The organism is Enterobacter cloacae complex sp. SHL020 (genome assembly GCF_049236945.1).
Taxonomy (GTDB): domain Bacteria; phylum Pseudomonadota; class Gammaproteobacteria; order Enterobacterales; family Enterobacteriaceae; genus Enterobacter; species Enterobacter dykesii.
In genome coordinates this window covers 52,326-66,501 of record NZ_JBMKJF010000008.1, presented here as the reverse complement: position 1 = coordinate 66,501, position 14,176 = coordinate 52,326, and the positions used below count along the sequence as shown (strand labels likewise).

The window sequence follows — 14,176 nt, the reverse complement described above, 5'->3', positions numbered from 1 at the left end:
ATGATCTATATTTCCGCTGTTGGCATGGTCAACGCGCTGGGCAACTCGCCCGATGAGATTGCCGCGAATCTGGTGGCAGGCGTCGCGCCGGGTATGCACGCCCGGACCGGCTGGCTGCAGAATTTACCCGAAGCCGTTCTGGGCGGCGTGGAAGGCGAACTGCCGCCCATCCCGGACGCCTTCTCCGCACACCGCACCCGCAATAACCAGCTGCTGCTGGCCGCGCTGGCGCAGATTCAGCCCGCCGTTGACGAGGCCATCGCCCGCGTCGGTCGTGACCGCGTGGCCGTGGTGCTGGGGACCAGCACCTCCGGGCTGGATGAGGGCGATGAGCACGTCAGGCGCATGACCGACGGCGAGGCCAGCACGCGCTGGCAGTATCCGCAGCAGGAGCTTGGCGATCCGTCCCGCTTCCTCGCCAACTGGCTTCAGCTCGAAGGCCCGGCCTACACGATCTCCACAGCCTGCTCCTCCAGCGCGCGGGCGATGATCGGCGGCAAACGTCTGATTGAAGCCGGGCTGGTGGACATCGCCATTGTCGGCGGGGCCGATACCCTGAGCCGGATGCCCGTCAACGGTTTTAACAGCCTTGAATCCTTCTCCCCCACGCTCTGCGAGCCGTTTGGTCGCGACCGCCGGGGGATCACCATCGGTGAAGCCGCCGCGCTGATGGTATTGAGCCGGGAGCCCGCCGACGTGGCGCTGCTCGGGACGGGCGAATCCAGCGATGCGTACCATATTTCCGCTCCGCATCCGCAGGGCGAAGGGGCGATAAGGGCTATTACTCAGGCGCTTAACGAAGCGGGCATGCGGCCGCAAGATATCGGCTACATCAACCTGCACGGCACGGCCACGCCGCTCAACGATCAGATTGAATCGCAGGTAGTTCACGATCTCTTCGGGGAGAGCGTGCCGTGCAGCTCAACCAAACACCTTACCGGCCATACGCTGGGCGCCGCCGGTATTACCGAAGCGGCCCTGAGCTGGCTGATGCTGACGCGCGATCTGCCGTTGCCGCCGCAGGACTTCGCCCGCTACGCGCCGGACGACACGCTGGCGTCGTGCGGCCTGCTGCACCAGCGCACCGCTCTGAAAAAGCCGGTCATTTTGTCTAACTCGTTCGCGTTTGGCGGCAATAACGCCAGCATCCTGCTGGGGAGAGCCTCATGAGCTACTTATCACCCGAAGCCTATTTGCCGCACGAGGCGCCAATGATGCTGCTGGGGTCCGTTGAGAACGTTACGGACGACACGGCGGTCTGCCGCGTTGCCGTCAACGGGCAAAGCGTGCTGGCGCCGTTTCTCAATGCCGATGGCGACCTGCCGGGCTGGTACGCGCTCGAGCTGATGGCGCAGACCGTCGGCGTCTGGTCGGGCTGGCATCGCCAGCAGCAGGGGCAGGAACATATCGCGCTGGGCATGGTGCTCGGCGCGCGCGAGCTGGTCTGCGCCAGCGGGCATTTCGCCGCAGGCCTGACGCTGGACATCACCGTTAAGCTGCTGATGCAGGACGAACGCTTCGGCAGCTTTGAATGCGCGATTTCCGCTAATGAAGAGACGCTGGCCACGGGCCGGGTCAATACCTTCCAGCCGAGCGCAGAAGAATTAACATCGCTATTTAATCAGGGATCTAACGCATGAGTCGTTCCGTACTGGTCACAGGGGCCAGCAAAGGCATAGGGCGCGCCATTGCCCGCCAGCTTGCCGCCGACGGGTTTACCGTAGGCGTGCATTACCATCGTGATGCCGCAGGCGCGCAGGAGACGCTGGACGCCATCACGCAGGCGGGTGGCAACGGTCGTTTACTCGCCTTTGATGTGGGCAACCGCGAACAGTGCCGCGAGGTGCTGGAGCAGGAGATTGAAGCCCATGGCGCATGGTATGGCGTGGTCAGCAACGCCGGAATTACCCGCGACGGCGCCTTTCCGGCGCTGAGCGAAGACGACTGGGACAGCGTGATCCACACCAATCTCGACAGTTTTTATAACGTCATTCACCCCTGCATTATGCCGATGATTGGCACCCGTAAAGGGGGGCGCATTATCACCTTATCGTCCGTGTCCGGCGTGATGGGCAATCGCGGGCAGGTGAACTACAGCGCGGCCAAAGCGGGCATTATCGGTGCCACCAAAGCCCTGGCGATTGAGCTGGCAAAACGCAAAATCACCGTCAACTGCATTGCCCCGGGCCTGATTGATACCGGCATGATTGAGATGGAAGAGGCCGCGCTGAAGGAAGCCATGTCCATCATCCCAATGAAACGTATGGGCCAGGCTGAGGAGGTCGCCGGGCTGGCAAGCTATCTGATGTCAGATATTGCGGGCTACGTTACCCGCCAGGTCATTTCCATTAACGGAGGCATGCTATGACGCGTCGCGTGGTGATTACGGGCATGGGCGGCGTGACCGCCTTTGGCGAAAGCTGGCAATCCGTTTCCAGCAGGCTGCTGGCGTATGAAAACGCGGTGCGTAAAATGCCGGAATGGCAGGTGTATGATGGCCTGCACACCCTGCTGGGCGCGCCGATCGACGATTTCACGCTGCCGGAACACTATACCCGCAAGCGTATTCGCGCCATGGGCCGGGTGTCGCTGATGTCGACCCGCGCCACCGAGCTGGCGCTGGAGCAGGCGGGGCTGATTGGCGAAGCGGTGCTCACCAACGGCCAAACCGGTATCGCCTACGGTTCTTCGACTGGCAGTACCGGTCCGGTCAGCGAATTCGCGACCATGCTCACCGAAAAGCACACCAATAACATCACCGGGACAACCTACGTCCAGATGATGCCGCACACCACGGCGGTGAATACCGGGCTGTTCTTTGGACTACGTGGCCGCGTCATCCCGACCTCAAGCGCCTGTACCTCCGGCAGCCAGGCGATTGGCTACGCCTGGGAGGCGATTCGCCACGGGTATCAGACCGTGATGGTCGCGGGGGGCGCGGAAGAATTATGTCCGTCTGAAGCGGCGGTGTTTGACACGCTGTTCGCCACCAGCCAGCGTAACGACGAACCCAAAACCACCCCTTCTCCGTTCGATACGCAGCGCGATGGTCTGGTGATTGGAGAAGGCGCAGGCACCCTGATTCTGGAAGAGCTGGAGCACGCCAGAGCGCGTGGGGCGACAATCTACGGTGAGATCGTGGGCTTTGCCACCAACTGCGACGCGGCCCATATCACCCAGCCTCAGCGTGACACCATGCAGATTTGCATGGAGCAGTCGCTGGCCATGGCGGGATTAAGCGCCCGGGATATGGGGTATATCTCCGCGCACGGTACCGCCACCGATCGCGGCGATATCGCCGAAAGCCTGGCCACCGCCGCTATCTACGGTGACAGCGTGCCGGTTTCCTCGCTGAAGAGCTATTTTGGCCATACGCTGGGTGCCTGCGGCGCGCTGGAAGCGTGGATGAGCCTGCAGATGATGCGTGAAGGCTGGTTTGCCCCGACGCTCAATTTAACGCAGCCGGATGAGCAATGCGGTGCTTTGGATTATATTATGGGAGAAGCCCGCCAGATTGACTGCGAGTATTTGCAGAGCAACAACTTCGCGTTTGGCGGTATCAACACCTCGATTATCATTAAACGCTGGGCGTAACTATGTACCAGTTTGTACTGGGAAAAATCTCCACCCTTTGCGCGGACCCGCTGGCGTCAGCGCTCGCAGACGGGGCGCCTCAGGGTGCCAGACAGGCCTCCTGGCTGGCCGGGAGGACGCTGCTCGCCAGAACGTTATCCCCTCGCCCGCTCCCCGACATCATTTACGGCGAGCAGGGGAAACCGGCCTTTGCGAAGGGTCATCCGCTGTGGTTCAACCTGAGCCACAGCGGTGACGATATCGCCCTGCTGATGAGCGATGAAGGTGAAGTCGGCTGCGATATCGAAGTGATTCGCCCGAGGAAGAACTGGCAGGCGCTGGCTAATGCGGTATTCAGCATGACGGAGCATGACGAGCTGGAGCGTGAAGCGCCCGAGGAACGGCTTTCCGCGTTCTGGCGTATCTGGACGCGGAAAGAAGCGATTGTGAAACAGCGTGGCGGCAGCGCCTGGCAGATTGTCAGCATCGACAGCACCGCGCAGACGCACGCGGTCAGTCAGCTACAGGTCGGCTCGCTGAGCCTTGCCGTCTGCACATCGACCCCTTACACCCTGACCCACGAGTCGATTATTCACGTTGGGTCGTTCGGGGCAGAAAAATCACCAGCACACCCAGAATAATAAACCCGACGCCCACCAGCCCGTGCCAGGAGAAGCGTTCTCCCCAGCCGGGCAGCAGGATCGCCGCGCCCCACACCAGAATATAGCTGAGGCTCAGCAGGGCATACGCTTTGCTGAGCGCCATGCGATACAGCGCCAGATACCAGCAGCCCATCGAGGCTACGTACCCCGTCAACCCCAGCAGCAGCGCACCCGTGCCGGACGAGAAGTGCCACAGCGCGGAAACAAACGCCAGGATTTCACTGACCGGTGGCAATGCCTGCATGGCATTGCGCAGCAACAGCTGCGCGGCGCTGACTAACAGCACGCTGCATAAGGCCCAGAATGCACCTTTCACAGGCTCCCTCCCAGGATAACAATCCCAATGATGATGAACCCCACTCCCAGCCAGTGATGCGCAGCAACGTGCTCACGCCAGAACGCCTTCGCCGCCAGCGTCACCCAGACAAAATTGAGGCTCAGCATAGGGTACGCGACGCCGACAGGCAGACGTTGCAGCACCACCAGCCAGACCAGCATCCCGCAGCCCAGCGCCAGCAGCGCCAGGCCAAGCCACAGCGCGATGTGCGTCCCGCGCCGTCCGGCTCTCGCCGGGCGGGTAGCCTGTTTCTGACACAGCTGCCCCGCGCAGCTGAGCAGGCTTGCCAGTATTAGCCAAATCCAGGTCATCACTTCGGCAGGTACTCCAGCAGGGCCAGACGCCCCTGGATATAGAGATTGTCCGGCTGCGGTAAATTCGCCCGTGAAATATCGTCGCGTTTTGAGAGCAGCATGACCAGCGACACGCGTCCCTGCTGACGATGCGTTGCCAGCCACTGCGCGAAGTCGTCCTCACTGACAAAACGATCTTTCACATCGGGATAATCCAGCCCGTAGCGCAACTCACCGCTCTGACCAAACAGCGTGATGTCATTGCGCTTCAGCTCCCACGCCAGGCCAGCCGCCACGCCCACGTTATTGGCCAGCACGAATCGGCTTTCCTGAAGCGGCTCGCGCACGGTATCAACCAGCGACTGCGGCTGTTTGGAATCCACCACCAGGTTCGGAATGGCAAAACCAATCAGCAGCGCCAGCCCCGCGGGGCACAGTGCCGCCAGCCACCAGCGCTGCTCGCTCTGTCTGAACGTAAACCAGCCTACCGCGGCCCAGATGAGGAACGCCACCACCGCACAGAAGACTTTATACAGTTCGACCGACGTCCAGACCGGATGCTTAGACAGCCCCCACGGCGAGACCACCAGCGCCGCCGCCACGCCGATAACGCCAAACGCCAGGTTAATCCCGCCGTTAATGCGTAACGCTCTGGCACCTTTTTCCGCCGCGAGGCAGGCATAGCGCGCCATCAGGATAGCCAGCGGGGCAAAGCACGGCAGGATATAGGTCGGCAGCTTGCCTTTGGCGATGCTGAAGAACAGCAGCGGCATCACCACCCAACCCAGCAAATAGAACCCGCCACCCGCGTTTTGTCTGTCATTCCAGCCGAGACGAAACGCGCCGGGCAAAAGCGCGAGCCACGGCAGGCTGCCCGCAATCAGGAACGGCACGTAGTACCAGAACGGGGCTTTGTGCTGCGCGTCGCTCTGGGCAAAACGCTGAATATGCTCAACCCAGAAGAAATAACGCCAGAAGTCAGGCTCACGCTGCGCAATAGCCAGCCCCCATGGCAGAACAATCAGCACGCAGCTCAGGATCGCGAGCCAGCCAAAAATCAGCACCTCTTTCCAGCGCTTCTGGGCGATCACCCACGGCAGCATGCCAATCACCGGTACCGCCAGCGCCAGGAAACCTTTGGTCATCACCCCCATCCCGCAGGCCAGCCCAAGCAGCACATAGCCGCCCGCTTTTCCGGCAACGGTTTGAGCCTGTGAGGCCAGCCAGAAGCTGCACATCGCCGCCACCAGCCACAGGGTGATGATAGGATCCAGCACCGCATACGTGCCGATGCCATACACCAGGAACAGGGTCAGGAAGATCAGGCCGGAGAACAAGGCAACACGTTTATCCCGCCAAAGACGCCAGGCCATCCAGATGACCAGCAGCGCGGCTAAGCCAGTAGAGAAGATAGACCCGGCGCGCACGGCAAAATTCGTGTGTCCGAACAGCAACTGCCCGATGCTGTTGATCCAGTAGCCGGCAATCGGCTTTTCAAAGTAACGCAGCCCCAGAAAATGCGGGACTACCCAGTCTCCGGATGCCAGCATTTCGCGGCTGATTTCCGCATAGCGCGTTTCATCTGGCTGCCAGAGCAGACGAATATCGACCGGAATGAGGTAGTAAACGATAAACAGTGCGAAAAGCGCTAAGCCATAACGGGCTGTTTTCATGGGGCCGGACTCACGGTTTGTTGATAGCCAAGCCAGCCTTCCCGGCCAGCCATTTCATTACGTACGACTTTGCCCACGGGCAGGGTGCTGAGATCGTCCGGCAGCAGCTCGCTCAGCGGGCAGAATTCAATGCCCTCCTGAGCGGCCATCGTCAGCAGTTCGTCGAAATCATGCTGATACGCAATCCCTTCCACTTCGGCATGGATGGTATACACCGGCGTGCCGGCGTCACGATGGATGCGGTCCAGAATGTAGCGATTGAACTCATCCGCCTTCACCTCGCGCCCGACCACTTCATCCCAGGTGGGAAGCGTAACCGGAATTTGCACCGTTCCGTAGCGATTTTCGCCTAACAGCGGCAAAAAGGGCCCGGTTCCGCGACAGTCGCTATTGTAGCGAAACGCAAAGGCTTCTTTGGCTTTAACGACGCGCTGATCCGCACGCCATCCCGCCACGGCGGAGCAGCGCACGGGCTGACCGGTAATGGCCTCCAGCTCCAGCATCCCACGCTCGACCTCACGGGACAGGCGCGGGATATCCCAGACGCCCGCCCAGGCTTGCCAGGCATGGTGGTCCCAGGCGTGCAGACCGACCTCATGATGCTGCGCCGCCTCGCGGATAACGGCTTCATTACCCGCGCCGATGCGTCTGCCGGGCCAGGCGGTGCCTGCCAGCAAAATATCCCAGCCGTAGAGGGATGCTGCGCGCGAGCGCAGCATTTTGAACAGAAATGCCGGTTTAATCAGACGCCATAAATGGCGTCCCATGTTGTCAGGCCCCACGCTGAAGAAAATGCTGGAACGCACATCGTGTTTGCTCAGCAGTTCCAGCAGTTTGGGTACGCCGTCACGCGTTCCCCTGAAGGTGTCGACATCAATGCGTAAACCGACTTTTTTCATGAGACCTGTTCCGACAGCTCCACGGTGCGCAGGAAGAAATCGAGCGTTTCATCAATGGTCTGCTCCATCTTGACCGTCGGCGTCCAGTTCAGGCAGCGCTTCGCGTTGCGAATGCTTGGCTTACGGTGCTCAACGTCCTGGTAGCCCTTACCATAGTAGCTGCTACTTTCCACTTCGCGGAAGCCGGCAAACGGCGGGAACTTGTCGCGCAGCGGATGGCGCTCAAAGCTGGCCAGCAGCATCTCGGCCAGCTCGCGAATGCTCGCTTCGTTTTCCGGGTTACCGATGTTGATGATTTCGCCGTTGCAGCGGTTATCTTTGTTTTCGATGATGCGGAACAGCGCTTCGATACCGTCGCTGATGTCCGTAAAGCAGCGTTTCTGTTTCCCGCCTTCGATAAGCTTAATTGGCGAGCCTTCCACCAGGTTCAGGATCAGCTGGGTGATCGCACGGGAGCTACCGATACGCGCCGCGTTCAGGTTATCCAGACGTGGCCCCATCCAGTTGAACGGACGGAACAGGGTAAAGCGCAGGCCCTCTTTCTCACCGTAGGCCCAAATCACGCGGTCCAGCAGCTGTTTGGAGACGGAGTAAATCCAGCGCTGTTTGTTGATCGGCCCGACCACCAGGTTGGAGGTGTCTTCATCGAAGTTCTTATCGGTACACATGCCGTACACTTCAGAGGTGGACGGGAAGATGATGCGCTTGTCGTATTTCACGCAGTCGCGGATGATCTTCAGATTCTCTTCGAAGTCCAGCTCGAACACGCGCAGCGGGTTACGGGTGTACTCGATTGGCGTGGCAATGGCGACCAGCGGCAGCACCACGTCGCATTTTTTAATGTGGTATTCAATCCACTCGGAATGGATGCTGATGTCCCCTTCCACGAAGTGGAAACGCGGGTTATCGAGGAAACGGCTGATGGCATCCGCGCCTATATCCAGACCGTAGATTTCGTAGTTATCGTCTTTAAGCAGACGTTCCGTCAGGTGGTTACCGATAAAGCCGTTCACGCCGAGGATCAGCACGCGGGTGCGGCGCTTGATGGCAACCACCGGCGCGCTGGTGATCAGCGCCCCGGCCACCAGGCCAAGAGACTGTGCCAGCTGCGTGCCCTGCACGTACAGGCCGTTGTCGGTTTGTCCGGTGACGATCTCCAGCGCCTGCTCGCCGCAGCTCACAATCAGCGGAGAGACAGAGACGACGGTGCCCGGTTTGGCAGCCGGAATATCGTCACGCACGCGGGATTTCCAGACGATAAATTTGCTTACGCCCGCAAAGCTGTACGCGCCCGGCCACGGGTCGGTCACGGCACGCACCAGGTTGTGCAGCTGGCGGGCAGGCTTGTTCCAGTCCAGACGACCATCTTCCGGCGCGCGGCGGCCAAAGCTGCTTGCCTTACTTTCGTCCTGCGCGGTCTCGCTGAAGGTGCCGTTGAGGATGCCTGGAAGCGCATCACGCAGCAGCGTCTGTGCCGACGCATTCAGCTTTTGATGCAGCTGCAGCGCCGTTTCGTCCGCATCAATAGCGACCTTCTGCTGTGCCACGATAGCGCCCGCGTCCGCACGGCGCACCATGCGGTGCAGCGTCACGCCCGTTTCCGTTTCACCGTTCACCAGCACCCAGTTCAGCGGAGCGCGGCCGCGGTAGGCGGGTAGCAGAGAGCCGTGAAGGTTAAAGGCACCTTTTGCGGCCAGACCTAAGATCTCGTCGGAAAGCAGGTTGCGATAGTAGAACGAGAAGATGACATCAGGCGCCAGCGCGCGGATGCGTTCCACCCACAGCGGGTGGTTGACGTCGTCCGGTGCATAAACCGGGATCCCGCGCTCGGCGGCGATACGCGCCACGGAGCCAAAAAAGTTATTCTCTCCGGCCGTGTCCGGATGGGTAAAGATTGCCGCAATGTCATAGCCCGCTTCCAGCAGGGCCAGCGTGCCCGTGCACCCCATATCGTGATAGGCAAATACAACAGCTTTCATGGGTGAATTTCCTCTTGAGATGCTTTGTGTTCCTGACGGACAACACGTTGAATAAAGTAGCGCGGACGCGCGCGAACATCGTTGTAGATACGGCCAATGTATTCACCGAGAAGGCCCATCCCGACAAACTGGGCGCCGATGAACATAAACAGCACGGCAAAGAGCATGAAGACCCCTTCCGCTGCCCACTGCGGACCAAAGACCAGTCGCAGCACCACCAGCAGAACGGACAGCGCAAAACCGGCCACGGCGATGATGCTGCCGAAAACGCTCAGCAGACGCAGCGGCGTGGTGGTCAGGCAGGTGATGAGGTCATACATCAGGTTGATGAGACGCATAAAGCTGTACTTCGACTCCCCGTGCTCGCGCTCGGCGTGCAGAACCGGAATTTCCGTTGCCTTGCGGGCAAAGGTGTTGGCGAGGATCGGTATAAAGGTGCTGCGCTCATGGCAGTGCAGCATGGCGTCGACAATATGGCGGCGGTAGGCGCGCAGCATGCAGCCGTAATCGCCCATCGCTTTACCGGTCGTGCGCTGAATAAGACGGTTGATGGTGCGAGAGGCCAGCTTGCGGAACAGGCTGTCCTGACGGTTCTGACGTACCGTGCCGACCACGTCATAGCCTTCATCGGCTTTGGCGACCAGACGCGGGATCTCTTCCGGCGGGTTTTGCAGGTCAGCGTCGAGGGTGATGACCAGATCGCCCGTGACGTGGCTAAACCCCGCCATAATCGCCGAGTGCTGGCCGTAGTTGCGGTTGAGCAGCACGGCCACAATGTGGCTGCCTTCGGCCTGTGCGGCCTGGGTCAGCATCAGCGCGGAATTATCGCTACTGCCATCATCCACCAGCAGAATTTCATAAGCCTTGCCCATCGTGTCGCAGGCGGCGGTTGTGCGGCGGATCAGTTCGGGCAGGCTCTCCTGCTCGTTATAAACCGGGATTACCACGGAAACTTTTTGTACAGGCGGTGCACTGAACATATCAATGTCCTGCAAGCTGATGGAGTGCGGTAATGACGCGGGTCGTGTCGTCATGAGTCATGTCCGGGAAAAGAGGGAGAGAACAAATACGCGCGCTATTCCATTCAGAATTCGGAAGCGATACATCAGGAAAACGCTCGCGGTAGTATTTTTGGGTGTGCGCCGCGCGAAAGTGGAGGCCGGTACCGATGCCTTTCTCTTTTAGCGCCGCCATCAGGCTGTCGCGTGAGATCCCGCAGCGCGCTTCGTCAACGCGAATAATAAACAGGTGCCAGGCGTGCACGTGCGGCCATGACGGAACGGTGAGCGGCTGGAACGGCGTATCGGCAAGCTCCCGCAGGTAGCGTTCGGCGATCTCCTGGCGGCGCCTGTTGGCCTCTTCCAGCTTGCCCAACTGCACCAGCGCCAGCGCGGCGTTGATGTCCGCCAGGTTGTATTTATAGCCCGGCGCGATCACTTCCGCCTGCGGCGCGCGGCCGTGCGTCTGGCGGTCATAGGCATCTACGCCGAGGCCATGGAATTTCAGGCTGCGGATCCGCTGCGCCAGCCGGGCATTATCCGTGACGACTAAGCCGCCTTCCGCGCAGGTCATATTTTTAATGGCGTGAAAGGAAAAAATCGCCGTTCCTTTCCAGCCCACATGACGGTTCTGGTAGTACGTTCCGGCGGCATGGGCCGCATCTTCAATAACCGGAATACCGTGACGTTCACCGATGGCATGGATAGCGTCGATTTCACACGGCGCGCCGGCATAGTGAACGGGAATAATGGCTTTGGTACGCGGGGTAATGGCGGCCTCAACGGCTTCAGGCGTCACCATTAATGTATCTTTATCTACATCAATCATGACCGGCGTGGCGCCCAGCAACACGATCATATTCAGCGTGGAGACCCAGGTCTGGGAAGGGGTAATAACTTCATCGCCTGGGCCAATCTCCAGCGCCATCAGCGTGACGTGCATGCCCGCGGTAGCTGAACAGACGGCAATCGCATGCTGATTCCCGGTAAGTTGACAGAATGCCTCTTCCAGTTCCTGATTCTTAGGACCCGTGGTGATCCAGCCAGAGGTTAAAACCTCCTGCAACGCCGCTAATTCCTCATGACCCATCGACGGGCGGGAAAAAGGCAAAAAATCACTCATCATTAATTTCCTTGCAATAAGAATGGCACGCGCTTGATATTAACCAATTACTTTTTCGTTTATTTCAACGAACCATAAACTCATATCAAGGTATCGTTCATTTCTTAGGGAAAAATTAAGATGTGTATTGCAGATGTAACAAAACCAATTACATATTTTTTATAAACAATGAGTTAGATAATTATGAATTATTTATTTCGTGATCCAACTAAATTTTTACAAGATGTAATTTTTAAACCAAGCATAAACAAACAAAAAAAATCCCGGCTATTTCTGTAAAAGAAGAAATAACCGGGAACTTTTCTTTTTAGTTAATTGTCGCGCTTATTTTAAGTTATCTGGAAAGTCTTCCGGTAACTCGCTGGCCGCGCAGGCAATCACGCTTTCATCATTGGCACCGCAGTCGCGCACAAAGGTGATCGTAGCAAATTCATCAATCACTTCCGTTGGATACGCCGGACCCGCATCGCGATAGCTGTTCATCAGCGGAATGTGATTGTTCTGGAAGCAGACGGTTTTTTCCGGGTTATTCATAACCCAGCGCGGGAAGAAGATGGTGCCATGGAACAGTTTGTCGCCCAGGTTGACGATCAGGCTAACGTCGGTACCGGTTGGCTCGGTCCAGGAAATTTTGTAGATGCTCTCCCCTACCCGCACGATATAAGCCTGCTGATCTTTCACCCAACGGTTGGCTACAAGACCGCTGTGAATACGGTAATCCAGGGTAGTCTCATTTTTGACGTAAATCTCGTAGTTCCAGCCGTTATCGTAGGTATATACAAGATGTTTACCAACAAAGCCGCTTAAGTCGTGTTTGTCGAAGGTGTTCATAAGATGTCTCCTTTGTTTTGATGAGAAGATCGTACCCCTTCAAAAAATGAATGAATAACGCTATGTTTTAATCAAATTCATCCAAATTTTAGATAAATCATGCATAAGACGACGCTTGAACAATGGTCTTTACTGGAAAAGGTAGTTGAGGCGGGCAGCTTTGCCAGAGCGGCGGAAGAAACGCACCGCAGCCAGTCCTCGGTGAGCTATAACCTGTCGCTGCTGCAGGAGCGGCTCGGCGTGGCGCTTCTGGTGCCGGAGGGACGACGGGCGGTGTTAACGCCGGCAGGAGAGCTTCTTCTCAATCAGGTTAAACCGCTGCTGAAAGCCTTTTCGTATGTTGAGACGCGGGCAGCGACCCTTCGCAACGGAATGCGCACGCGGCTGGATCTGGTGGTGGACTCCATTTTCCCGCGCCGCCGCCTGTTCGCCATCCTGCGTCAGTTCCAGCAGCAGTATCCGCAGACCCGGGTCCGTCTGACCGAGGTGCTGGAAAATACCCGCGCCGATGCCATTAACGATGAAGCCGATGTGATGGTCTTAACCCGCCGCCAGGACATTACCGGGCTCGGCGAATGGCTGATGAATATCGACTTTGTTGCCGTGGCCCATCATCAGCATCCCCTGTTTCACCTCGACGCGCCGCTCAATGATGAGATGCTGCGCCCGTGGCCGCTCATCCAGATTGCGGACAGCCAGCCCGCCGCGCGCGCGGCCGGCGAGTCGTGGACCTTCTCCACCATCGATGCCGCCATAGAGGCCGTCGTCTCTCAGGTCGGCTACGGCTGGCTGCCAGAGGAACGCATCCAGACCCAGTTGGATCAGGGCCTACTGAAACGCCTGCCGCTGAGCCATGGCGCGCGCAGGGCAACGCCGCTACACCTGATAGTTAAGCGCTCCCTCGCCCCGCTTGATGAACAGGTTGAGACGCTATTGCGCCTTTTTAGCCAGGAGCCGTCATCCTCACCTGCTACGCTTTAAGGTCCGAACGTTAAAACGAGAAGGAGCAGATGATGAAAATCGACTTTGCGGGGAAAGTGGCGCTGGTGACCGCCTCAACCAGCGGGATCGGGTTCGCCATTGCCAGAGGTCTGGCAGAAAGCGGTGCGGAAGTGATCGTCAATGGCCGGAGCACGGAATCGGTGAATAAAGGCATTCAGCAGCTCCAGCAGGTAGTGCCGGGCGTACAGGTGCGCGCCGCGATTGCCGATCTCAGCACGGCGGAAGGGGTCGAGTCGATTTTGAAGGTTGCGAATAACGTCGATATTCTGGTCAATAACGCCGGGATTTATGGTCCGCAGGATTTCTATGCCACCGACGATGAGACCTGGGAGCGTTACTGGCAGACCAACGTGATGTCCGGCGTGCGTCTGTCCCGCGCCCTGCTGCCGGGCATGGTGCAGAAAGGCTGGGGACGCGTGGTGTTTATCTCCTCCGAGTCGGCCTGCAATATTCCGGCGGATATGATCCACTACGGCGTGACCAAAACGGCCCAGCTCTCACTGGCGCGCGGGTTGGCGAAGTTCGTGGCGGGGAGCGGCGTGACGGTTAACAGCGTCCTGCCAGGCCCGACGATGTCTGACGGTTTCGCAGAGATGATGAAAGATGAAATCGAAAAAACCGGCAAATCGCTGGAACAGCTGGCGAAAGAGTTTGTGATGGCCAACCGCCCCAGCTCGGTTATCCAGCGCGCGGCCACGGTTGAAGAGGTGGCCAACATGGTGATTTATGTCTGTTCGCCCCAGGCCTCCGCCACATCGGGCGCGGCGCTGCGCGTCGACGGTGGCGTCGTGGATGACATCATCTGA

General features: G+C 58.8%; 15 protein-coding genes. 7 read left to right on the top strand and 8 right to left on the bottom strand.

The features are described 5' to 3' along the window. The 5 genes from ACOTZB_RS17940 to acpT are packed head-to-tail and all read left to right on the top strand — an operon-like array spanning nt 1 to nt 4,214. Nucleotides 1-1,170 carry a beta-ketoacyl-[acyl-carrier-protein] synthase family protein gene (locus tag ACOTZB_RS17940; protein ID WP_421628000.1) on the top strand — a complete coding sequence of 390 codons (1,170 nt, stop codon included), beginning with the start codon at nt 1-3 and terminating at the stop codon, nt 1,168-1,170. Next, complete coding sequence (locus tag ACOTZB_RS17935) at nt 1,167-1,640, top strand: dehydratase (RefSeq protein ID WP_023309531.1); 474 nt, start codon at nt 1,167-1,169, stop codon at nt 1,638-1,640. The genes ACOTZB_RS17940 and ACOTZB_RS17935 overlap by 4 nt, the downstream gene beginning before the upstream one ends. After that, nucleotides 1,637-2,368 carry a 3-ketoacyl-ACP reductase FabG2 gene (locus ACOTZB_RS17930; protein ID WP_032662188.1) on the top strand — a complete coding sequence of 244 codons (732 nt, stop codon included), beginning with the start codon at nt 1,637-1,639 and terminating at the stop codon, nt 2,366-2,368. Before ACOTZB_RS17935 ends, ACOTZB_RS17930 begins: the two co-directional genes overlap by 4 nt. Continuing rightward, the gene (locus tag ACOTZB_RS17925) at nt 2,365-3,594 is read left to right on the top strand and encodes a beta-ketoacyl-ACP synthase (protein ID WP_214577454.1); all 1,230 of its coding nucleotides are present in this window, start codon (nt 2,365-2,367) and stop codon (nt 3,592-3,594) included. The genes ACOTZB_RS17930 and ACOTZB_RS17925 overlap by 4 nt, the downstream gene beginning before the upstream one ends. A 2-nt stretch (nt 3,595-3,596) precedes the next feature. Then, entirely contained in the window at nt 3,597-4,214 is a 618-nt protein-coding gene (gene acpT / locus ACOTZB_RS17920; protein WP_421627998.1) for a 4'-phosphopantetheinyl transferase AcpT, read from the top strand. Here acpT and arnF read toward each other — a convergent pair. From arnF to ACOTZB_RS17880, 8 genes are all read right to left on the bottom strand, one after another. Continuing rightward, nucleotides 4,162-4,551, bottom strand: a complete 390-nt coding sequence (arnF, locus tag ACOTZB_RS17915; RefSeq protein ID WP_421627996.1) for a 4-amino-4-deoxy-L-arabinose-phosphoundecaprenol flippase subunit ArnF — start codon at nt 4,549-4,551, stop codon at nt 4,162-4,164. The genes acpT and arnF overlap by 53 nt on opposite strands. Beyond that, entirely contained in the window at nt 4,548-4,886 is a 339-nt protein-coding gene (arnE, locus tag ACOTZB_RS17910; RefSeq protein ID WP_421627995.1) for a 4-amino-4-deoxy-L-arabinose-phosphoundecaprenol flippase subunit ArnE, read from the bottom strand. The genes arnF and arnE overlap by 4 nt, the downstream gene beginning before the upstream one ends. After that, nucleotides 4,883-6,538, bottom strand: a complete 1,656-nt coding sequence (gene arnT / locus ACOTZB_RS17905; protein WP_421627994.1) for a lipid IV(A) 4-amino-4-deoxy-L-arabinosyltransferase — start codon at nt 6,536-6,538, stop codon at nt 4,883-4,885. The genes arnE and arnT overlap by 4 nt, the downstream gene beginning before the upstream one ends. Then, nucleotides 6,535-7,437 carry a 4-deoxy-4-formamido-L-arabinose-phosphoundecaprenol deformylase gene (gene arnD / locus ACOTZB_RS17900; protein WP_421627992.1) on the bottom strand — a complete coding sequence of 301 codons (903 nt, stop codon included), beginning with the start codon at nt 7,435-7,437 and terminating at the stop codon, nt 6,535-6,537. The genes arnT and arnD overlap by 4 nt, the downstream gene beginning before the upstream one ends. Beyond that, entirely contained in the window at nt 7,434-9,416 is a 1,983-nt protein-coding gene (arnA, locus tag ACOTZB_RS17895) for a bifunctional UDP-4-amino-4-deoxy-L-arabinose formyltransferase/UDP-glucuronic acid oxidase ArnA (RefSeq protein WP_421627991.1), read from the bottom strand. Before arnA ends, arnD begins: the two co-directional genes overlap by 4 nt. Beyond that, nucleotides 9,413-10,396 (bottom strand): undecaprenyl-phosphate 4-deoxy-4-formamido-L-arabinose transferase, encoded by a 984-nt coding sequence (gene arnC / locus ACOTZB_RS17890; RefSeq protein ID WP_047173971.1) that lies wholly within the window; start codon nt 10,394-10,396, stop codon nt 9,413-9,415. Before arnC ends, arnA begins: the two co-directional genes overlap by 4 nt. A gap of 1 nt (nt 10,397) precedes the next feature. Continuing rightward, a complete protein-coding gene (gene arnB / locus ACOTZB_RS17885) occupies nt 10,398-11,537 on the bottom strand; it encodes a UDP-4-amino-4-deoxy-L-arabinose aminotransferase (protein WP_421628078.1) in 1,140 nt (379 codons plus the stop codon). Between the two features lie 324 nt (nt 11,538-11,861). Then, on the bottom strand, nt 11,862-12,368 hold the full coding sequence (locus tag ACOTZB_RS17880) for a phenolic acid decarboxylase (protein WP_421627989.1): 507 nt from the start codon (nt 12,366-12,368) through the stop codon (nt 11,862-11,864). 99 nt (nt 12,369-12,467) lie between these two features. On the opposite strand from ACOTZB_RS17880, the gene ACOTZB_RS17875 reads away from it, so the two are divergent. Together ACOTZB_RS17875 and ACOTZB_RS17870 are read left to right on the top strand one after the other, a co-directional pair. Then, nucleotides 12,468-13,349, top strand: a complete 882-nt coding sequence (locus tag ACOTZB_RS17875; protein ID WP_421627988.1) for a LysR family transcriptional regulator — start codon at nt 12,468-12,470, stop codon at nt 13,347-13,349. A 32-nt stretch (nt 13,350-13,381) separates the two neighbouring features. Then, nucleotides 13,382-14,176, top strand: coding sequence for an SDR family NAD(P)-dependent oxidoreductase (locus tag ACOTZB_RS17870; RefSeq protein WP_421628076.1), 795 nt, complete (start codon nt 13,382-13,384; stop codon nt 14,174-14,176).